Source organism: Avrilella dinanensis (assembly GCF_002807015.1).
GTDB classification, from domain to species: domain Bacteria; phylum Bacteroidota; class Bacteroidia; order Flavobacteriales; family Flavobacteriaceae; genus Flavobacterium; species Flavobacterium dinanensis.
In genome coordinates, this window is sequence record NZ_NIPO01000001.1 from 1,579,487 (window position 1) to 1,599,794 (window position 20,308).

The 20,308-nt window shown below is 37.1% G+C and carries 17 protein-coding genes, 2 tRNA genes and 1 riboswitch; of the genes, 10 read left to right on the forward strand and 9 right to left on the reverse strand.

The features are described 5' to 3' along the window. The first annotated feature begins 126 nt into the window (after nt 1-126). The 5 genes from CDL10_RS07525 to CDL10_RS07545 all read left to right on the forward strand — a co-directional run bounded on the left by CDL10_RS07525 (nt 127) and on the right by CDL10_RS07545 (nt 4,964). On the forward strand, nt 127-1,896 hold the full coding sequence (locus tag CDL10_RS07525) for a DEAD/DEAH box helicase (RefSeq protein WP_100677965.1): 1,770 nt from the start codon (nt 127-129) through the stop codon (nt 1,894-1,896). A gap of 74 nt (nt 1,897-1,970) precedes the next feature. After that, the gene (locus tag CDL10_RS07530; RefSeq protein WP_100677966.1) at nt 1,971-2,669 is read left to right on the forward strand and encodes a peptidase associated/transthyretin-like domain-containing protein; all 699 of its coding nucleotides are present in this window, start codon (nt 1,971-1,973) and stop codon (nt 2,667-2,669) included. 67 nt (nt 2,670-2,736) lie between these two features. Beyond that, nucleotides 2,737-3,993 (forward strand): dihydroorotase, encoded by a 1,257-nt coding sequence (locus CDL10_RS07535; protein WP_100677967.1) that lies wholly within the window; start codon nt 2,737-2,739, stop codon nt 3,991-3,993. Then, a complete protein-coding gene (locus tag CDL10_RS07540) occupies nt 3,986-4,327 on the forward strand; it encodes a hypothetical protein (protein WP_100677968.1) in 342 nt (113 codons plus the stop codon). Before CDL10_RS07535 ends, CDL10_RS07540 begins: the two co-directional genes overlap by 8 nt. After that, complete coding sequence (locus tag CDL10_RS07545; RefSeq protein ID WP_100678680.1) at nt 4,314-4,964, forward strand: alpha/beta hydrolase; 651 nt, start codon at nt 4,314-4,316, stop codon at nt 4,962-4,964. Before CDL10_RS07540 ends, CDL10_RS07545 begins: the two co-directional genes overlap by 14 nt. A 44-nt stretch (nt 4,965-5,008) precedes the next feature. Here the strand turns inward: CDL10_RS07545 and CDL10_RS07550 are convergent, their stop codons facing one another. The 3 genes from CDL10_RS07550 to CDL10_RS07560 are packed head-to-tail and all read right to left on the reverse strand — an operon-like array spanning nt 5,009 to nt 6,652. After that, entirely contained in the window at nt 5,009-5,638 is a 630-nt protein-coding gene (locus tag CDL10_RS07550) for a hypothetical protein (protein ID WP_100677969.1), read from the reverse strand. A gap of 52 nt (nt 5,639-5,690) precedes the next feature. Next, a complete protein-coding gene (locus CDL10_RS07555) occupies nt 5,691-6,179 on the reverse strand; it encodes a hypothetical protein (protein WP_100677970.1) in 489 nt (162 codons plus the stop codon). Between the two features lie 2 nt (nt 6,180-6,181). Further along, a complete protein-coding gene (locus CDL10_RS07560) occupies nt 6,182-6,652 on the reverse strand; it encodes a hypothetical protein (RefSeq protein ID WP_100677971.1) in 471 nt (156 codons plus the stop codon). A 138-nt stretch (nt 6,653-6,790) separates the two neighbouring features. Beyond that, nucleotides 6,791-6,855: riboswitch (Fluoride riboswitch) on the forward strand. A gap of 39 nt (nt 6,856-6,894) precedes the next feature. On the opposite strand from CDL10_RS07560, the gene CDL10_RS07565 reads away from it, so the two are divergent. Beyond that, nucleotides 6,895-8,199, forward strand: a complete 1,305-nt coding sequence (locus tag CDL10_RS07565; protein ID WP_100677972.1) for a voltage-gated chloride channel family protein — start codon at nt 6,895-6,897, stop codon at nt 8,197-8,199. Between the two features lie 42 nt (nt 8,200-8,241). Here CDL10_RS07565 and CDL10_RS07570 read toward each other — a convergent pair. Then, a tRNA-Tyr gene (locus CDL10_RS07570) sits at nt 8,242-8,322 on the reverse strand. Nucleotides 8,323-8,330: 8 nt separating this feature from the next. Beyond that, nucleotides 8,331-8,415, reverse strand: a tRNA-Ser gene (locus tag CDL10_RS07575). A gap of 248 nt (nt 8,416-8,663) precedes the next feature. Between CDL10_RS07575 and CDL10_RS07580 the strand changes: the two genes are divergently transcribed. Continuing rightward, nucleotides 8,664-10,442, forward strand: a complete 1,779-nt coding sequence (locus tag CDL10_RS07580; protein ID WP_100677973.1) for an AMP-dependent synthetase/ligase — start codon at nt 8,664-8,666, stop codon at nt 10,440-10,442. An 86-nt stretch (nt 10,443-10,528) separates the two neighbouring features. On the opposite strand, the gene CDL10_RS07585 is transcribed toward CDL10_RS07580, so the two are convergent. The 3 genes from CDL10_RS07585 to CDL10_RS07595 form a co-directional block, all read right to left on the reverse strand. Further along, entirely contained in the window at nt 10,529-13,612 is a 3,084-nt protein-coding gene (locus tag CDL10_RS07585) for an efflux RND transporter permease subunit (protein WP_100677974.1), read from the reverse strand. 209 nt (nt 13,613-13,821) lie between these two features. Continuing rightward, nucleotides 13,822-14,907 carry an efflux RND transporter periplasmic adaptor subunit gene (locus CDL10_RS07590; protein WP_100677975.1) on the reverse strand — a complete coding sequence of 362 codons (1,086 nt, stop codon included), beginning with the start codon at nt 14,905-14,907 and terminating at the stop codon, nt 13,822-13,824. A gap of 52 nt (nt 14,908-14,959) precedes the next feature. Then, on the reverse strand, nt 14,960-16,231 hold the full coding sequence (locus tag CDL10_RS07595) for a TolC family protein (RefSeq protein ID WP_100677976.1): 1,272 nt from the start codon (nt 16,229-16,231) through the stop codon (nt 14,960-14,962). A 129-nt stretch (nt 16,232-16,360) separates the two neighbouring features. Here CDL10_RS07595 and CDL10_RS07600 point away from each other — a divergent pair, with 129 nt between their 5' ends. Both CDL10_RS07600 and CDL10_RS07605 read left to right on the forward strand, forming a co-directional pair. Continuing rightward, complete coding sequence (locus CDL10_RS07600) at nt 16,361-17,044, forward strand: response regulator transcription factor (RefSeq protein ID WP_100677977.1); 684 nt, start codon at nt 16,361-16,363, stop codon at nt 17,042-17,044. Further along, nucleotides 17,041-18,402, forward strand: a complete 1,362-nt coding sequence (locus CDL10_RS07605; protein WP_100677978.1) for a sensor histidine kinase — start codon at nt 17,041-17,043, stop codon at nt 18,400-18,402. The genes CDL10_RS07600 and CDL10_RS07605 overlap by 4 nt, the downstream gene beginning before the upstream one ends. 8 nt (nt 18,403-18,410) lie before the next feature. On the opposite strand, the gene CDL10_RS07610 is transcribed toward CDL10_RS07605, so the two are convergent. Further along, nucleotides 18,411-19,265: a DNA/RNA non-specific endonuclease gene (locus tag CDL10_RS07610; RefSeq protein WP_243389308.1), complete on the reverse strand. Its 855-nt coding sequence runs from the start codon at nt 19,263-19,265 to the stop codon at nt 18,411-18,413. A 129-nt stretch (nt 19,266-19,394) separates the two neighbouring features. On the opposite strand from CDL10_RS07610, the gene CDL10_RS07615 reads away from it, so the two are divergent. After that, nucleotides 19,395-20,249 (forward strand): universal stress protein, encoded by an 855-nt coding sequence (locus CDL10_RS07615; protein ID WP_165772996.1) that lies wholly within the window; start codon nt 19,395-19,397, stop codon nt 20,247-20,249. Nucleotides 20,250-20,308: the final 59 nt, after the last annotated feature.

Below are 20,308 nucleotides of genomic sequence, written 5' to 3' on the forward strand. Positions count from 1 at the left end.
TGTGCTTTCGCGATGTAAAAGCAATTCTAAATCATCAGTTTATCAAAATCATTTTTAATAAATCCTCCAAAATATACTGATTATCCAATAATTAAACGTAAATTTGCCCCTATTTTAAATATATTTATGAATACATTTCAAACATTAGGATTAAACGAAGAATTATTACGAGCTATTGCAGACTTGGGCTTCGAAACACCGTCAGAAGTACAAGAAAAAGCAATTCCTGTATTATTGGAAAAAGACACCGATATGGTAGCCCTGGCACAGACAGGAACAGGAAAAACAGCCGCTTTTGGTTTTCCGCTAATCCAAAAAATCAATCCGAAAGACCGAAGCACACAAGCGCTTATTCTTTCACCAACACGCGAACTTTGCTTGCAGATTACCAACGAAATCAAGAATTACTCAAAATATGTCGAAGGCTTACATACGGTAGCCGTTTATGGGGGAGCAAGTATTACGGAACAGGCGAAACAGGTTAAAAAAGGGGCACAGATTATCGTTGCTACGCCCGGAAGAATGCTCGATATGATTAGACGTCGGTATGTGGACATTACCGGCATTCAGTATTGTGTTTTAGACGAAGCCGATGAAATGCTTAACATGGGATTTCATGAGGACATTACCTCCATTCTTTCCGATACACCAGACGAAAAAACAACTTGGTTGTTCTCTGCAACTATGCCGAGAGAAGTTGCCCAGATTGCTAAAGAATTTATGTCAAACCCATACGAAATCACGGTCGGACATAAAAATCAGGGTACGAAAAACGTTAGCCATGAATATTATACCGTTGGTGCAAGAGACCGTTATCCGGTATTGAAAAGGCTTGCCGATATGCACCCGGATATCTTTTCTGTGGTATTTTGCCGAACCAAAAGAGACACGCAAAGTATTGCTGAAAAATTAATTGAAGACGGATACAATGCCGCTGCTTTGCATGGCGATTTATCTCAGGCTCAGCGAGATGGCGTGATGAAATCATTCCGTGGAAGACAAATCCAGATGCTTGTTGCTACCGATGTTGCTGCAAGAGGAATTGACGTGGACGACGTAACCCACGTGATTAACTACCAGTTACCTGACGATGTGGAAACCTACACGCACCGTTCGGGAAGAACAGGTCGTGCCGGGAAAACAGGAACTTCAATCGTGATTATTACCAAAAGTGAAAGAAGAAAGATTTCTCAGATTGAACGCATCATGAAAACGGAGTTCAAAGAGAAAACGATTCCTACCGGAGAAGAAATCTGTGAAGTGCAACTTTTCCATTTGGTTAATAAGGTAAAAGACGTAAAAGTAGATACCGAAATTGAGAAATATTTACCGAAAATTGAAGAAGAACTGGCTGATCTATCCAAAGAAGAACTTATCCGCCGTATGTTTTCGGTAGAATTTAACCGATTTATCGAATATTACAAAAAGCAAAACATTCTGAAAGCTCCCACCAAAGGCGAAGTTTCAGGTAACGAAGATTCAGTAAGATATTTTCTGAACCTCGGTGCCAGAGATGATTTTGACTGGATGAGCCTGAAAGACTTCCTGAAAGCAACGCTTGAATTAGGCAGAGATGATGTTTATAAAGTGGATGTAAAAGAAGGGTTCTCTTTCTTTAATACCGATGCGAAACACGCCGACAAAGTAATGAGCTTACTCAATGGTATTCAGCATGAAGGACGCCGTGTGAATGTAGAAATTTCCTCTTCAGGAGGAGGTGGCGGTGGTCGCCGAAGCGGTGGAAAAGGAGACAGAGGAAGAAAACCAAGACGAGGAGATCATGATTCATCAAGTAGTCCAAAATTCGGACGCAGAAGAAATCAGGACAGACAAGAACGACCGTTAAAAAATGAACGTTCTAATACCAGAGGAAACCGCCCGAGACGCTCAAAATAATTTTGTTAATTATTTAATAACAGGGCAGGAAACTGTATAAATACTCTTATTTTTGAAAACTATATTTTGACAATATGAGAATTTATACAGTTTTTGTTTTTTTACTACTCACAACAGCACTATTTGCACAGGAAACCGTTAAAGGAACGGTGTTGAGCGACATCACTTATACGCCCGAACCCGATGTGAGCATCATCAACCTGAACTCATTAAAAGTTACTAAAACCAACCAAAACGGAGTGTTTGAGATTCAGGCTGAGCTTAATGATACGCTACATATTTCAGCAGAAGGATACAAAGCCTTAAAAATAAAAGTAACCAACGACTGGCTGAAAGGCTATGAGGTAAAAGTGTATATCAAAGACCTTTCTACCGTACTTGATGAATTGATAATCAACAATGTAGAGTTAACAGGCTTTTTGGAAATCGATAGTAAACGGTTGGCTTATGCCACCTATGACATTACCGGTTCATTGGCAGCTGCCGGTTTGCCGTCTTATCATCAGGTTACTTTTAATCCGGTCAAGAAAATTTACGATTTTCTGAAGAAAAATTCCAAAACTACACAAACCATCAACCGGATTCAGGAAGAAACCGAGTTGATTGAACTCATGAAAACAAAATATGACCGGGAAACCGTTTCTGCTTTGTTGAATATTTCAAAAGAAGACATTGTTGCTGCCTTGCAAATGTGTGACAAAAGCGAAAGGTTTATTTATTCAGCGTCTGATTATCAGATATTCATTGCTCTTAACGAATGTGCAAGAAAATAACAGGTTTCTGTTGTAAGTTATTCGCAATAAACCTAAATTTGTATTCCGGACAAAGATTCAACACCTTATGAATATCATCATCAAAAACGCCTGTATCATAGACCCATTCGGAGCTTATAATCAGCAGATTAAAAGTATAAAAATCAGCAATGGAATCATTAACAAAATCGCTGACGACATTGCAGTCTCAGACAATGATTTACTCGTTGATATTCCGAATTTACACATTTCTTATGGTTGGATTGACAGCTCGGTAAGTTTTGGCGAACCAGGTTATGAAGAACGGGAAACTATTGCACATGGACTGGAAGTAGCTGCAAAAAGTGGTTTTACACACATTTGTTTGAACCCGAATACCGACCCTGTGATTGACAATCAAGCCGGGATTAATCTGGTACTGAGTAAAGCATCGGGTCAGGCCTCTACTCTACTGCCTATTGGTGCTTTGACCAAAAACAGCGAAGGTATTGATATGGCAGAAATGTTTGATATGAAAAATGCTGGTGCGGTTGCTTTCGGCGATTACAAAAAGTCAATGGAAAATGCCAATCTGCTCAAAATATCTCTGCAATATACCCAAAACTTTAATGCACGGGTTATTGCTTATGCGTCCGACAAAAATATTAAAGGAAAAGGCGTGGTAAATGAAGGTGTGGTTTCGACACGGCTCGGATTAAAAGGAATTCCTGATTTGGCAGAGGAAATCGTGGTTGCCCGAAACTTATACTTATTGGAATATACCAGCGGAAAAATGCACATTCCGACTATCAGTACACAGAAATCTATTGAGCTAATCAAAGCCGCCAAGGCTAAAGGATTGGACGTGACGTGCAGCGTAGCTGTTCATCATTTGGTATTGACAGACGAACAACTGGATAATTTTGATACACGATATAAAGTCGCTCCTCCACTAAAAGACGAAACAACCCGCCAAGCCTTAATCAATGCAGTACTAGACGACACGATTGATTGTATCACTACAGACCACCAACCTTGGGACATCGAGCACAAAAAGCTGGAATTTGATTTGGCAAAAGACGGTACTATCGGACTTGAATCGGCATTTGGTGCGTTGCAAAATGTACTTCCGCTGGACGTGATTATAAAAAAATTATTGGGTGCTTACACCATTTTTACGAACATCATACCTGAAATAACTGTAGATAGAACAGCGAATCTTACTTTGTTCAGTCCAGATACAGCATATACATTTACTGTTGATAATATTCTATCCAAATCAAAAAACAGTGCTTTTCTACGGCAACAAATGAAAGGAAAGGTTTCAGGAATTATCAATAATAATAAATTGATTATCAATGAATAAAGTAACCAAAGACGGAAAACTGGCTGCTGTAATCACACACATTACCTTTATCGGTCCGATTATCGCTTACTTTATCAACATGGATGATAAAGACGAGTTTGGTAACTTTTATATCAGGCAAAGTATCGGTATATTGTGCATATTCTTCGTTATCGGTGCATTGATTGGTGCTATTCCCAACCCATGGGCTGCGTATGGCTTTTTCCTGTTTGTTTTTATTTTATGGGTATATAGTTTTGTCGGAGCTTTGAGTAACGAATACAAATTGTTGCCGGTTGTAGGTAAATATTTTCAAAAATGGTTTACATTCAGAAAAAATGATGCAAAAAAATAAGACTTTAAATTATCTCATTAAAGAGCCCAAAACAATTAAAGATAAAAACCCGTTGTTGCTTTTGCTACACGGCTATGGCAGCAATGAAGAAGATTTATTTTCCTTTGCCGGCGAATTACCAGACGATTGTTATGTGATTTCAGCTCAGGCTCCGTATGCTCTTTCCTCTTTTGGCTACGCTTGGTATGACATTAGTTTTGACAGTGATATGAATAAATTTTCTGACGATGAACAAGCTGTTGAGTCCAGAGATAAAATTGTTCAGTTCATTGATGAATTAACTACTGAATACCCCATCGACAAAGAAAATATTCATTTGATTGGATTTAGTCAAGGTGCTATTCTAAGCTATTCGATTGCATTGTCTTATCCTGAAAAAGTAAGAAAAATAGTCGCTTTGAGTGGTTATTTTAATTCAGATATTATTAAACCTGATTACGAAAAAAACGATTTTTCCCGATTGTCTTTCTTTGTTTCACACGGCACTTCCGACCAGGTTATTCCCATCGAATGGGCAAGAAAAACACCGCAGGTTTTAGAAGAATTAAACATTGCTTTTGAGTATCATGAATATCCTGTTGGTCATGGCGTTGCCCCAAAAAACTTCTTTGATTTTAAAGATTTTTTAAACAAATAAAAACGGAACGCTGATAACGCAAGTTGGTATAAGTTTTTTGATTTTTATTTTGTCTGTTCAATAAGTTTGTCAAAGTTAACTTTGATACGTTTTTGTTCTTCAAATAAATAATATTTTGTAAAAGGAGCTCCGCAATCATCACTTTCAATTTTATGAATTAATTCTTCATTTTCAAAGTAACTTCTGTCTTCCTGAATTTCCGATTCATCAAAGTCAAACACTTCTGTGTCGTTATTTTCTTTCCTGGTGGTTTCGTTCCAAGTGATTGGACGATTGTATTTATACCATTTTTCAAAAACGAAAGAGAGTTTTCCGTCAAGTAAATAATACTCAGTTAGAGATTGTCCCATTTCGCCAAAATTTCGTGTGACAATTTTTTCTAATTGTCCGTTTTGGTAATAAAATTTTGCCTCGCCACCTTCTGTTGTTTCCCAAAGTTCTAATGTTTTAATCGAACTCCAGTTTGTTATTGAGTTAACTCTTTTGAAGTTTTCTCTGATGGGTTTTAATTTGTCGGTCAAATAGTCTTTTATAGGTAAATCTTCCTCGCTAATAGTTTCTTTTAATTCGACAGTACCCGATTGGAAACTATTTATCACAGGAGTTTGTGCAAAGTTTGACTGTCCGCAACTTGCCAATAACAAAAACACCAATATGTTAATTATTTGTTTCATTGTTGTTGTCTGCCGCTGACATTTAAATATTCTTTTATCCTAAAAAAAACACCTATTCCCCTATATCCGTAATATCTTTGGGCTCATATTCCGCTGCCTGATAGGATTTTTTACCATGAATATATAATACAAAATTCTCTTTATCAAATAGATAATTATCCTTTTGATATTTACCCTCTTTGTTTTTTGCTATGATTATACCCGATTGGATTTCAGGCAGAAAAAGTTCTAATTCTGATTCATTATCATTAAACAACACAAAGGCACTGATGATCGCGGCGTCTGTGGCGTCGTCATTCGTCGGGTCTGAAACCGGGTTCAGGCGATAAGCGACCTCAAACAGTTGCACACAATCTCCCCGCAGATTACTCCATGTGTAACCAGCAGACGAAATGCAACCATGCTCGTCTTCGTCCCCGCCTACTTTTTCCTGGAAAGTATTTTCCTTCGATTCTATCTGAGAATCATTGTTTTGCTTGAGAATTTTATCACAACTTATCAGCAAAAATCCTGTCAGTATTATCAAAAACGTTTTTTTCATAACTAATATCCCATTTCAGAAATCACATTAAAAGTAGTAAATTCATTTGGATTAAAATGATATTCAATCAACATTTCGCCGTCTTTAATTGCATTTTTGTATGCTAATATTATCCACTTATGATTAAGCACAGTTGCTTTATAAACCACCGATTTACTTCCGTCCGATGCTTGTGGTAACAGCGGGTTCCCGTCGGGCTGGGTATTTAAAACAGTAAAGTCGCTGAGTACCTTGTCCATGACCGTTTTGTAGCCATATTCTTTGTAAAAATTCTGGGCTTTTTCATTTTCATCTATAGAAAAATAACTCGCCTCTTTATATCTGTTTTTGTATGCAGTCAGCGAATCTTTAATGTTTTTATATTGCTCAATCTGATGGTCTTTTTCTTTGAGAATCCTTCCATCATTAACCACCAAAAACACATTAATAATAAAGGAAAAAAGGAACAAATAAAGGAAAATACTTTTTTTCATGGAGTTGTTTATTAATTTAAGCCGAAAGTTAAAAATTATAATCTTATGCTTTACCAATTTTATAATATATTTTTCACTGGCGAAAAAAATATTCGGCAAAAAACATCTTGTATTTCATTTTTTCATTAAATTTGTTCATTGAAATTTGGCAATGAGGTCTGCCTTAAACCGCTTTAATTAAAGCTGATGACTTCTACTTTAATGGCTTATGCCAATTGTAGAACTATGTATTTAAGGCAATTATGAACCACATCAAATTCAAAAAAAATCTATGCTCGCTCGAGCAAGCTTTCTCTTTATTTTATCTTTTCAAATGGATACTTATTTGTCTTACGTTAGGCATTATCGTAGGAAGTATTTCGGCATTTTTTCTGTTAAGTTTAGATTGGGCAACCAGCTGGCGTGAATCTCATTTGTGGATAATTGCTTTGCTGCCTGTCGGTGGTTTCATCATCGGATTGTCGTACCATTTGTACGGAAACAGCGTAGTAAAAGGCAATAATTTGTTGTTGGAAGAGCTACACACGCCGAAAAAAATAATTCCTTTCCGAATGGCTCCGCTAGTTTTATTCGGTACAATTCTCACGCATCTTTTCGGTGGTTCAGCTGGACGTGAAGGTACAGCCGTTCAGGTCGGAGGTGCTGTTGCAGACAGATTTACCAAAGTGTTTAATTTATCAAAACGCGACCGGCAAATCATATTGATTGCCGGAATAAGTGCCGGTTTTTCATCTGTTTTTGGCACGCCATTGGCAGGCGGAATTTTTGCTTTAGAAGTTTTGATTTTAGGCAGAATTCGTCTTGATGCCATTGTGCCAAGTTTTTTGGCTGCAGTGTTTGCAGATTATTTTTGCCGTTTCTGGAATGTACCGCACACGCATTATCACATTAATTCGGTTACAGAAATAACTCCGGTTACTATATTGTGGGCTGTATTTGCCGGAATTATTTTTGGATTAATTGCTATGTTATTTTCCAAATCTACACATTTCTGGAGTACACTTTTTGAGAAAAACATTAAATATCCACCACTTCGTCCGGTCATAGGAGGAGTAATTCTGGCTACTACTGTTTATTTAATGGGAACAACAAAATACATCGGACTGGGAATCCCAACAATTGTCAATGCCTTTGAGACAGAATTAAATTCTTACGATTTTCTTTTAAAGCTATTGTTTACCTCATTCACACTCGGAGCCGGTTTCAAAGGCGGCGAAGTCACACCTTTGTTTTTCATTGGAGCTGCTTTGGGAAATGTTTTAATCTGGTTTATCCCGTTACCGATGGAGCTGTTGGCAGGAATGGGATTTGTAGCTGTTTTTGCCGGAGCGACCAACACTCCTATCGCCTGTACTGTCATGGGAATTGAGCTTTTCGGAATAGAATCAGGAGTGTTTATTGCGTTGGCTTGCTCAACAGCTTATCTTTTTTCCGGTCACACCGGGATATATTCTTCCCAAATCATCGGAAGTCCGAAAAATCGTTTATTTGTCCGTGAAAAGGGTTTGCCTTTATCCAATGTTAAAGAGAAAAGAAAACGGGAATAATGTGCATAAAAAAAGCTGTAATCATTGATTACAGCTTTTTTGTGGGAAGAGCAGGATTCGAACCTGCGAAGGTTTCCCAACGGATTTACAGTCCGTCCTCGTTGGCCGCTTGAGTATCTTCCCGACCCTTGCGGAGAAAGAGGGATTCGAACCCCCGGACCTGTTACAGTCAACGGTTTTCAAGACCGCCGCATTCGACCACTCTGCCATTTCTCCTTTGCAATATGTTTTTCTGAACTTGCGAGTGCAAATATAGGAGGATTTTTTATTTCTGCAAACACTTTCGGGTATAAAAATGATTTTTTTTATTCAGGATAATTTTTTTCAAGCACAATAGTTTTTTTAAGTATTTGATGTTGAGAATGATATTATTTTTCAAACAAAAATATTTTTATTTATTTTTTTTCAATCATATCCCTGATTACTGATTTTTTCTTATATTTAACCATACTAAATATGAAACTATGACCGAGATTACCCGCTTATTCGATATCCCTTATTACCAGCAGCGTAATTATGAACTGAGCAAATGTTTTACAACCAAATACGGTAATGAATGGAAATCTGTCTCAACGTCTGAGTATCTGGAACAGGCAAATACTGTTTCAAGGGCTTTACTGGCTATGGGCATAAAGCCCGGGGATAAAATCGCTGTGATAACAGACCGGAACAGAACCGAATGGCACATATTGGATATCGGCATTTTGCAGATAGGTGCTGTTTCTGTACCGATTTATCCAACTATTTCTGCTGAGGATTACCAATATGTATTATCCCATTCAGAATCTATAATGGTATTTGTGTCAAATCAGGAAATATATGAAAAACTCAATACGGTTAAACTCAATATACCTAAGCTCAGAGCCATTTATTCTTTTGATGAAATCGAAGGTTGTGCCAATTGGTCAATGGTGCTGAAAGCCGGCACGGAACACCTGAACCAACAACAGGAGGTTTTTAAACTGATGGACGAAGTAAAGCCCGAAGATTTGGCCTCACTCATATACACTTCCGGAACCACCGGACGTCCGAAAGGTGTAATGCTCACACACAAAAATATAGTTTCCAACGTGTTAGGGTGCGAATCCAGAGTTCCGTTTGACAAAGGAAAATTCACAGCATTGAGTTTTCTACCCTGCTGTCATATTTTTGAAAGAATGATTTTATACCTATATCAATACATGGGCGTTTCGATATCATTTGCTGAATCTATTGACAAAATCGGGGATAATCTGAAGGAAGTAAAACCACAGGTAATGACGGTTGTTCCGCGGGTGTTAGAAAAAGTTTATGATAAAATCTATGCCAAAGGTGCTTCCCTATCCGGACTGAAGAAGAATATTTTCATGTGGGCAATTAAAGTCGGCGAAAAATTTGAACCTTATCAATCCGGTTTCTTTTATAATTTACAGCTCAAAATTACCCGAAAACTCGTATTTAGTAAATGGCATGAAGGTTTAGGTGGTAATCTGGAATTACTGGTATCGGGTTCTGCCGCTTTACAACCAAGACTGGCACGGATTTTCGGTGCGGCCGAAATCCCGGTAATGGAAGGTTATGGACTGACTGAAACCTCGCCGGTAATTTCTGTTAATGACCAAAGAAATAAAGGTTGGAAAATCGGAACGGTGGGTAAAGTTATTGATAATGTAGAAGTTAAAATCGCTGATGACGGCGAAATATTGTGTAAAGGACCGAGTATCGCTCAAGGATATTATAAAGATGAAGAAAAAACAGCTGAGGCATTTTCCGACGGTTATTTCCACACTGGTGATATTGGCAATATTGATGAACAGGGCTTTTTGTCTATTACTGACCGTAAAAAAGAAATGTTCAAAACGTCGGGAGGTAAATATGTCGCTCCGCAGTTGCTGGAAGGCGAACTTAAACAATCACGTTTTATTGAACAGATAATGATTGTCGGAGAAGGTGAAAAAATGCCAGGCGCTTTAATCCAACCTAATTTTGATTTTATCAAAGAATGGGCAACCCGAAAAAATACGAATATTGGAACTACGCTGAAAGATATTTGTCAAAATAAGGAAGTAATTGACCGGATTCAACAAGAAATAGACCAAATCAATCCTCGGTTTGGTAAATGGGAACAGATTAAAAGGTTTAAACTCACGCCAAGTATTTGGTCTATCGAAACTGGTGAACTCACACCAACTTTAAAAATGAAACGTAAAATTATTTTAGAGAAATATAAAGATTTGTATGAGCAAATTTACGGTCGCTCATAGATTTGGTTTCATCGAACTGAAAAAAGAATCCCTTGTTTTATTGTAAAAACAAGGGATTTTCATATTTATCAGCATCTCCTCTCCTCCTATTTCTTCTTCCGATAAGCCCAATGGAAAACTTGTGGTAAAACGGTAAGTGACAGAATCATACAAATCAACAATCCTCCTACAATCATAATGGCAAGCGGTTTCTGAATTTCGGAACCCATTCCTGATGAAAGTGCGGCAGGTAGCAAGCCTAATGAACCCATTAAGGCAATCATTACAATCGGACGGATTCGGTCATATACACCTTTTGAAACAGCGTCTTCCAGGTTCATTTTCCTGAAATTATCTTTCATTACAGCAATCAGAATAATGCTATTTATCGTATTGACTCCGAAGAGAATGATAAACCCGATTCCTGCCGAAATTCCGAAAACCGTTCCCGTAAGCCAAAGCGAAATAAACCCTCCGATAAAAGCAAACGGAATCGTACTTGAGGCTATAAGCGTGTCTTTAATCGTTCCGAAATTGAAATACAAAAGGAATAAAATCAGTAACAAAACAGCCGGAACGATAATCGCTAACTGGTCTGTTGCCCTTTCTTTGCTTTCAAATTCTCCTGCCCAAACGACTTTGTTTTCTTCGGGAATATGAACTTTTTCGGCTACTTTGGCTTTTGCTTCTGCAATGGTACTTCCTAAATCCCGGCCTTCTATGCTAAACCCGACAGCTATGTAGCGACTACTTCCTTCACGATAAATAAAGGTTGGTCCTGTGATATAGCTGATGGTCGCTATCTCCCTCAATGGGATTTTTGTACCCGATTCGGTCGGAATGAGAATATCTCCGATTTTTTCATCGTCATCACGGTATTCTTTAGCAAAACGAATACGGACGTCAAACATTCGGTCTTCTTCATAGAATGTGGTAACGGCACTTCCTCCGATTGCCATTTCCACAACCGCCTGTGCATTGGCCATATCCACGCCGTACCTAGCCATTTTGTGATCGTGGAGCTGAATACGAAGCTCAGGAAGTCCAATGTTTCGGTAAACGTTCAAATCTTCGATTCCCTCCACATCTTTAATCGCATCGGCTACCTGGTCTGCATATTCTTCAAGTTTGAACAAATCATTCCCGAAAATTTTTACGACCAATGAGCTCTTAACACCAGCCACATATTCTTCTACATTATCCTGAATCGGTTGACTAAACCCGAAGACAATTCCCGGATAAGTCTGTAATTCCTTTCGCATTTCTTCGATAAGCTCGTCTTTTGACAGCTTGCTTTTCCATTCTTTTTCGGGATAAAGTTGGATATGAAATTCAATATTGAAAAAGCCTGTCGGGTCTGTTCCGTCATTAGGTCTTCCGACTTGGTTCAGAACGAATTTTACTTCTTCAAAACCCCTGATTTTGTCTTTCATTTCTTTAGCCAAACGAGTAGATTCCTGAATGTTTACGCTATTCGGAAGCGTGGCTCTTACATACAATGCTCCCTCATTCAGTTTCGGAATAAACTCTGTTCCGTAATTCATAAAACGGACTCCGCAAACAGCCAATAAAGCAATAAACCCGAAAATAGTTGCTTTTTTATGTTTTGCACTCCATTGGAATAGTGTGTACATTGAGTTTTTGAAAAACCTCGAAATGAAATTTTCTTTTTCGACAATGTTCTTACGAAGTAAAAATCTACACATTACAGGAACATAAGTAATGCTCAAAATCAACGAACCCAAAAGAGCATAACCTAAAGTGAAAGCCAAAGGCGAAAACATTTTTCCCTCTACTTTCTGGAAAGAGAAAATGGGAATAAGTGCGACAATCAGGATAATCTGTGCAAAAACGATGTATCCTGCCACGCTTCCTGCACTTTTTTTGATGAGCCCCGATTTGGACATTTTATTAAATGCAGGCATTCCGACTTTATGAGCCTTTTTCTCCATTGCCACAAAAACGGTTTCGACTATCACGAGCGTTCCCTCCAAAAGCAATCCGAAATCGATAGCTCCCATCGAAATCAAATTGGCAGGCAAGCCCTGAATACGCAACATCATAATGGCAAACAGGAACGAAAGTGGAATAACGGAAGCCACAATTACAGTCGTTCGCCAATTATATAGAAAGATAAAAACGATAACCGAAACGAGGAAAATTCCTTCGATAATATTTTTAGCAACGGTGCTTACGGTTGCATTTACCAATTCTGTACGGTCGATAAAAGGTTCGATTTTTACATCTTTAGGAAGAATGGTATTATTCAGTTCTTCGATTTTTTCTTTCAATCTTGGTATCACATCGTCAGGATTTTCGCCACGAAGCATAATCACAACACCCTGAACCAAATCATCTTCGTCTTGTAGTCCGACTTGTCCCAATCTTGGCTTGGCGGAAATTTCAACCTGTGCTACGTGCTTTACCAAAATCGGTGTATTGCCACGAACTTCAATCAGGATATTTTCAATGTCTTCTGTTTTTTCTAAAAGACCAACACCACGAACCACATAAGCCTGAGCACCTCTTTCAATCACATCGCCACCTACATTGATATTACTTTTTGAAACGGCTTCATATACATCTAAAGGCGACAAATCGTAATTTGCCAATTCGGTCGGATTGATTTTGATTTCGTAAATCTTTTCTTCTCCTCCAAAACTCACAATATCTGCTATTCCCGGGACAGCTACAAGCTCTCGTTCGATAACCCAATCTTGAATGGCGGTTATCTCCTTAACGGGTCTGTTGCTTCGGATTACATAACGGAAAATCTCTCCTGTAGCTCCGTAAGGTGGCTCGATTTCTGCATCTGCTCCGTCAGGTAAATTGATTCCCTGAAGTCGGTTTGAAGCGTATTGTTGTGCATAAAAATCATCGACATCATCGTCAAAAATTACGGTAACCACCGACAATCCGAATAAGGAAATAGAACGTACTTCCGCCTTTTTCGGAATGGTATTCATCTGCTTCATTATCGGAAGCGTCACGAATTTCTCGATTTCTTCGGCACTTCTGCCCGACCATTGCGTGATAATTCTGGCCCTGGTGTTGGTTACATCGGGAAAAGCCTCAATAGGTGTATGCTTCAGACTGATAATTCCTACAACGACCAATAATCCCGTAAGGAAAAAAATGATAATTGGATTTTTCAGCGAAAAAGCAACTATATTTTGAATAAATTTTTGCATCTATATTATTGTTTAATCGTTGATTTGTTAAACCGTTTAATTGTTAAGTTTGATATAATCTTAACGTCACTTCGAGTGATTTTTCGTAGAGAAACGAAGAAAAATTGTATCGAGAAGTTTTCTGATTATTTTGGTTCTCGATACGTTTTTGTTGCATTTCATTTCACAAAAACTACTCGAACTGACGTATGGAGATATATGAAACTTTATTAGTTAGTACCTATTTCCTCAAAAATCAACAGCTGGTTTTTGGTAATGATTTTTTCGTTTTCTTCCAATCCGCTTTCGATATAGGTTATCCCGTTTCCTTTGGTCAGTAGCGTAACTTCACGAGCTTCAATATTGCAGTCGTCTTTGTAAACCAAAACGTAATTTTTTCCGTTGAAAAACACCAAACACGAAGTCGGAACGGCTACTTTCTGCTTGTCGGTTTTTTTAAGAGCGATTATGTCGGCTATCATTCCGGGTTTTAACTTAAATCCCTCGTTATCCAATACAATGCGGGCTTTCAGCACTTTTGCATTTTCGGACAAAACCTGCGAAATCACGTCAATTTTTCCTTTGAAAATTTCGTCAGGATACGACAGTGTTTTGATTTCAACTTCCATTCCTTTGCTTATGTGGGCAATATCGGTCGAATAGATATTTGCCATAGCCCACACATTATTCAAATCGGAAATTGAAAAAAGAGGTTCTCCCTCGTTGGTTACGGTTGTTCCCGAATTGATATTTTTAGCCGTAATAATTCCCGAAGCGGGTGCTTTAATCTGAAATACGTTTTTGGTACTGCTCGCACTGTACAGGCTCAAATTGTTCTCGACCTTTTGCTTTTCGGATTCCAAAACCCGAAGATTATTCTGAGTCTCAATCAAATCCCTGTTTGACGAAATTCCGTCTTTAAACATCTGTTCTTTTGCATTTAGATCGACTTTTGCAACTTCAATCTGTGCTTTGAGCGAACTCAATTCTGCCTGAAGCGAACTCAATTCCGTACTCTGCATTTCTGCCAAAACCTGTCCTTTGGTAACAGCGTCTCCCAAAGAAAAATACGTATTGGAAATAATTCCGTCCACAAGACTTACAAAATGCACAACCTTGTCGGGATTGGATTCTATGCTTCCTACGAGATGAATTCCCTCCGTAACAGCTTGTTTTTCGGTCGTTGTGATTTCGGTAATGCTTTTGTTTTTTTCGTTCAGACAGAATTTCTCTTTCTGAGCTGCCTTAAATTCTTCTCTATTCTGACAGCCCGTGAGCAACAGGATAATGGAAATCGGTAAAAAGTATTTTTTCATAGTTACTGAATTTATGATTTAAAAGCCCCTCCTTTGGAGGGGTTGGGGAGGATTAAAGGTCTTTTCCTAATGAATAATTGAGTTCTTCTGCTTTCTGATTAACTTCTTTTCGGGCTTCGAGTATGATTCTTTTGTTATTCAGATAAGCGTCCATAAAGTCGAAATATTCCAACATACTCACATTTCGGGAAGTGAAGTTTTTGGTGTAATTTCCCAACAACAAATCTAAATCTGCTTCATAATCCGTATCGATTTTATTCAGAAAATCAATAGCCTGTTGCAATGATTTATAGGATAGAAAGATTTCGTTTTCGATAGTCAGCACCGTTTGCTCTTTCTGAACTTTGGCGTTTTCGATACTGATTTGTGCTTTTTTGATGTTTCCTTTGTTTCGATTGAAAAATGGCAAATCGAACGATACTCCGAAACCCACAAAATCAAGCATTGTATTTCCGTTGCGGTCGTAATTCACTCCGAAAGTCAGGTCGGGAATGCGTTGTGCTTTTTCGTAAGACAGCAATTTGTTAGAATATTCTTCTTCCAATAAAGCCAATTTGTAATCGGGACGGTTTTCTTTTGCATTTTCAACAACCTGTTCAATGAAAATTGATTGATAAGGTTTAGGGTCTTTCACAAAACCGTCATTAGTGATTTCGATAGAAACATTCGGATTTATACGAAGTAAAAGTTTTAACTCTTTCTGGATTTCGTCGGATTCCCGTGTTAATTCCAAAATTTCTTTGTTGATTTCGAGTTCCTGTGCTTTTAGTCGGATATATTCCGCCTTTGAAATATTGCCTTTGTTCAGTTGATTTTGGTAGGCATTGGTCAATATCGAAATGTTTTCAATCAGGTTTTGATGAACTTTTACCGACTGCTGAACATATTGCAATTCAGTTAGCTGGTTGCGAAGTTCGAGCTTCAGACCTCTTAACAAATCTTCAAAATACTGCTCCGCTTTTGAAACATCGACTTCCTCCAAAGCAATGAGTTTTTTGCGTTTTCCTGCCGTTTGTATGAGCTGTTGCAATTCAAAAGCGATTTGTTGATTTCTTCCGAAATTGCCCAAAAATGGAGGTGATGGCTCGACTGTGCTATTCTTCCAAAGGTTTATCTCACTTATCGAAAATTCAGGATTTGGCCATAAGCGAGCTTGAATAACCTCTGCTTTCTGACTTTCGATATTGAGCTTTTCGGAAATCAAAAGAAGATTGTTCTGCAAAAACATTGTTTCTGCATCTTCTCGCGAGATTTTAAGTGTTTCCTGTGCCTGTAGCTGTAATCCGAAAGTTATACATACACAGAATAAAAGAATTCTTCTCATTTTTTACAACATTTTCTAATGTTGCAAAAGTGATTTTATCGAACTTAAAAAAGGCTTAAAGGATATAAAATTTGGCTTAAGGCGTGTTTTTTATCATTCAATCTACACAAAGTTTTCTAAATTTGCTCTATGAGAATCTTAGTGATTGAAGACGAAATTACGCTCAACAAAAATATTTGTGAGGCACTGTTGGCTGAAAATTTTACGGTCGAAAGTGCCTTTGATGGTTTTTTGGCGAAGAGATTTCTTAAAAAAGAAACTTTCGATTGTGTGGTAATGGATATAAATTTACCCAAGAAAAACGGTTATGATTTGTGCGAGGAGTTCAGGGAATATAACACTCAAACTCCCATTCTCATGCTTACCGCTTTTGATGAACTTGAAGATAAAATCAAAGGATTCGATAGTGGTGCGGATGATTATTTGACTAAGCCTTTTTTTATGAAAGAGCTGATAATGCGGATACATTCACTTATAAAAAGAAGTCAAAATAAGTCTGAGAATAGCTCTAATGAAATAATTATCGCTTCAGATATTTTCATTAATATTGCTCAAAAAAAGGTTAAAAGGCAAAATCAGGAAATACAGCTTACGCCAAGAGAATATCAAATTTTAGTCAAACTCTGTAAGCACCCGGGAGAAATCATTTCCAAGAATGATTTAATAAAAGAAATTTGGGGAACTTCGCTTGATGTAAACACTAACACCATTGAGGTTTATGTCAATTTTTTACGCAACAAAATCGACAAACCCTTTGGGAAAAAATCTATTAAGACCAAAATTGGCTATGGGTATTATTTGGAGATAGAATGAAAGTCAGAAACAAAATACTCATCTACTTTTCAAGTACAGTAATAGTGCTATCGGCTCTATCGCTTGTGATTGTTTTTATTTTGTTTTCGGCACATCGCGAAGAAGAATTTCAGCAACAACAGTTTTCAAAGATTAAATATACGGTAGGTCTTGCAGAAGAATTTGGTAAAATAAGTGCAGAAGTTTCAAGGTTATTAGACAAACAGGATATACACGACTTTTATGATGAAAAAATGCTTATTTATGATAACAAGAAAAAGCTTGTTTTTTCGAGTATTGACAGTCTTGATATTATAAAGTCTAATGCTATTCTCAACAAACTTTCGGTTTCAAACAATTGGATTGAAACCAAGGAAGGCGGTTATGATTTGATTGGAGTTTATATCGAACACAACGATAAAGGCTACTACGGAATAAGTAAAGCATACGACTACTTTGGGTATTCCAAAAAGGATTTTCTTCAAAAAGTACTTGTCGGAATTTTCCTTGCTATTGTGCTAATCGTTCTTTTGGTTTCGTTTTATTTGTCGAATATCATTGCTAAACCTATTTCTGAACTGACAAAAAAAATTGAAAATTATGACCTGCACAATGAAGAAAATCAACCTCTGCAACTCAAAACTACCACTTCTGAACTGAAAAATTTATCAGAAAAATTCAACGAGTTGCTGAAACGCACCAATGATGCTTTTAGGTTTCAGAAACACAGCATTCAACATATTTCTCACGAACTAAAAACGCCTATTGCGGTATTGGTTTCCGAACTCGAAAAGATTGAACAACGAGAAGATATTGAAGAAATAAAATCAGAGCTTCGCGGACAAACTAAAAGAGCAAAATCACTTGGAAATATTATCAACGTATTGCTTCAGATTTCGAAAATCGAAACAAATCAGGAAATTACAAAAACTCCTATCAGAATTGATGAAATTATATTCAATTGTATTGTGGAGATTAATTCGCTTTATCCCGAATTTAATTTTGAAGTACACTTCTTACCCGATAACTTAAATGAACATGTATTAAATATTGAAGCCAATGAACCGCTAATCAAACAGGCTTTTCTTAATTTAATGATGAACGCTGTTCATTATTCAGACAATCAAAAAGGAAAAATAATTTTTGATTGTTCATTTGATGAACTTACAATCGTTATTTCAAATTCAGGAAAAACATTATCAAAAGAGGAAAAGAAATTTCTTTTCTCTCATTTTTTTAGAGGTAAAAATGCTCAAAATCAGCAGGGTTTTGGACTTGGATTGGTGCTTGCCAAAAGAATTTTCGCTATTCACAACACTGTAATAAAATACTACTCAAAAGGAAAATCTGAAAATATTTTTGAAGTAAAAATGAAATAATGATTTTATTATTTCCCAAACCACTCATAATCAACGCTTTTTTCCAATTCATTTTCGACCGTATCATCTAAAAAATAAAAAAAGTCGATTCCGGTCAATTTTTCAATGCTATCCGTAGGAACAATATAATCAATAAGTGGTTTTCTTTCATTTTCTTCATGCGGAATCAAATACGCTACCATTTTATAATTCCGGTTATTTTCAAACAGAATAATTTTATAAAAATAATCAGGAACGCTAACCTTTTCTTTTCCAATAGTTTTGAGGTTCTCTTCGAGAACCCCTCCTGTAACCACATAAACTTTTCCGTTTTTACGGACAAAATTACGAACTCTCATTTCCAGACTGTTCCAGATTCCTGTGTTAAGCTCATATTTTTGAGGCGAAATATTCGAGGTATAAAAAGTTTCATCATACGCCTCTTTTGAAAATGTTCTGTCGCCTGCCGGCAAAAGATGACCTCGGGTGTAACCTGAGTTTTTATAGTTATTCCAGTGAGCCGATTCGGTACTAACTTTCGGGTCTTGATTAAAATACGGACGTTTGTTATTTCCACCTGTGATGTGCTCTTTTTTCAATTCATACGCCACCCATTCTGCCTGCTCATGCGGTTCAGAGTAGGATAAATAATAAGTAGAATGCTCAATAATCTGGTTAGTGGTGGAAGTTGGCAAAAAATATACACTGTCCGTACTTTGATGAATCTCTTTTTCTGGGTTTTCCTTATCAAACGAAGTCGTTTCTTTATGCTGAGCCGATGATTTAAAAAAATCGAAATCTACTTTGTTCAGCACAAAAAGTACAAGAAATACTACTGCTACAAAAATATAATATTTTTTACTTTTGGTTTTACTCCTTTTCAAAGCTGTTGAATTTTATCTCACAAAACTACAATTTATTTTTTGTCTTGCAAGAACATAATTTATTCCTATATTTTTTAGCCAATCACATAATTTTTCGTAATTTTATAGTAACTAAATCACATGTCAAAAATGAGTAAAATACTTTTCCCTACCGACTTTTCAGAACCTGCCAACAATGCTTTTATTTATGCGTTGAACTTGGCAAAAGCGACTGATGCTGAATTATTTGTATTAAATTGTTACGAAATGGTTGTGCTGTCCACCACCAGCACAGGCAATCCCGAAATGGTACAGGAAATGTATCAATCCATTGAGCTGAATCATTTTGAACGATTTAAAGAGCAAGTTCCTCTGATGCGAAAAACCGCTGAAGAACATGGGCTTTCTGATGTGAAAATGACTTTTTTGTTTGAAGAAGGTCTTTTGCAAGGTGTAATCCGAAAAATTATTGACGAAGAAGGTATTGATTATATCGTGATGGGAACAAATGGTGCTAATTCACTGGAAAAAAAACTATTAGGTTCTAATACCGTAAATATCATGAACAAAATTGATATTCCGATACTGTCTGTACCGAATGAGGCTAAATTTTCAGACTCTAAAATCAAAACTATCGGTTTTGCAACTATGCTCAGAGAATCTGACAAAAAAGGTATTTACACCATTGCTAAAATCGCAGAAAAACTTGGGGCAGATTTTAAATGTCTGCACGTATTGCGGGACGAAAAAAGCGATTATGACGAAATACTGAACGCCTGGGTAGCCGAATTTGCCCCGCTTGGGGTTACTTTCCATACTGTTTTGAACAGAGATTTAGAACAAAGCGTCTTTTTCTTTATTGACGAATACGGCATAGATGTGATGTGTATCGTAAAAAGACAAATGAATTTCTTTGAAAAACTATTCAGTTCCAGTCTGAGCAAAAAACTGGCTTATCATTCTTATGTTCCGGTTTTTGTACTGAGAGAAGAAAAAATTAATTAGCAAATTGAGTAATTAGCGAATTAGGTAATTGTCAATAATAATTCGCTAATTATTTCATT

Coding starts and splice junctions, on each gene's coding strand:
- CDL10_RS07525 (WP_100677965.1), top strand. CDS start 127: ATGAATACATTTCAAACATTAGGATTAAACGAAGAATTATTACGAGCT.
- CDL10_RS07530 (WP_100677966.1), top strand. CDS start 1,971: ATGAGAATTTATACAGTTTTTGTTTTTTTACTACTCACAACAGCACTA.
- CDL10_RS07535 (WP_100677967.1), top strand. CDS start 2,737: ATGAATATCATCATCAAAAACGCCTGTATCATAGACCCATTCGGAGCT.
- CDL10_RS07540 (WP_100677968.1), top strand. CDS start 3,986: ATGAATAAAGTAACCAAAGACGGAAAACTGGCTGCTGTAATCACACAC.
- CDL10_RS07545 (WP_100678680.1), top strand. CDS start 4,314: ATGCAAAAAAATAAGACTTTAAATTATCTCATTAAAGAGCCCAAAACA.
- CDL10_RS07550 (WP_100677969.1), bottom strand. CDS start 5,638: ATGAAACAAATAATTAACATATTGGTGTTTTTGTTATTGGCAAGTTGC.
- CDL10_RS07555 (WP_100677970.1), bottom strand. CDS start 6,179: ATGAAAAAAACGTTTTTGATAATACTGACAGGATTTTTGCTGATAAGT.
- CDL10_RS07560 (WP_100677971.1), bottom strand. CDS start 6,652: ATGAAAAAAAGTATTTTCCTTTATTTGTTCCTTTTTTCCTTTATTATT.
- CDL10_RS07565 (WP_100677972.1), top strand. CDS start 6,895: ATGAACCACATCAAATTCAAAAAAAATCTATGCTCGCTCGAGCAAGCT.
- CDL10_RS07580 (WP_100677973.1), top strand. CDS start 8,664: ATGACCGAGATTACCCGCTTATTCGATATCCCTTATTACCAGCAGCGT.
- CDL10_RS07585 (WP_100677974.1), bottom strand. CDS start 13,612: ATGCAAAAATTTATTCAAAATATAGTTGCTTTTTCGCTGAAAAATCCA.
- CDL10_RS07590 (WP_100677975.1), bottom strand. CDS start 14,907: ATGAAAAAATACTTTTTACCGATTTCCATTATCCTGTTGCTCACGGGC.
- CDL10_RS07595 (WP_100677976.1), bottom strand. CDS start 16,231: ATGAGAAGAATTCTTTTATTCTGTGTATGTATAACTTTCGGATTACAG.
- CDL10_RS07600 (WP_100677977.1), top strand. CDS start 16,361: ATGAGAATCTTAGTGATTGAAGACGAAATTACGCTCAACAAAAATATT.
- CDL10_RS07605 (WP_100677978.1), top strand. CDS start 17,041: ATGAAAGTCAGAAACAAAATACTCATCTACTTTTCAAGTACAGTAATA.
- CDL10_RS07615 (WP_165772996.1), top strand. CDS start 19,395: ATGAGTAAAATACTTTTCCCTACCGACTTTTCAGAACCTGCCAACAAT.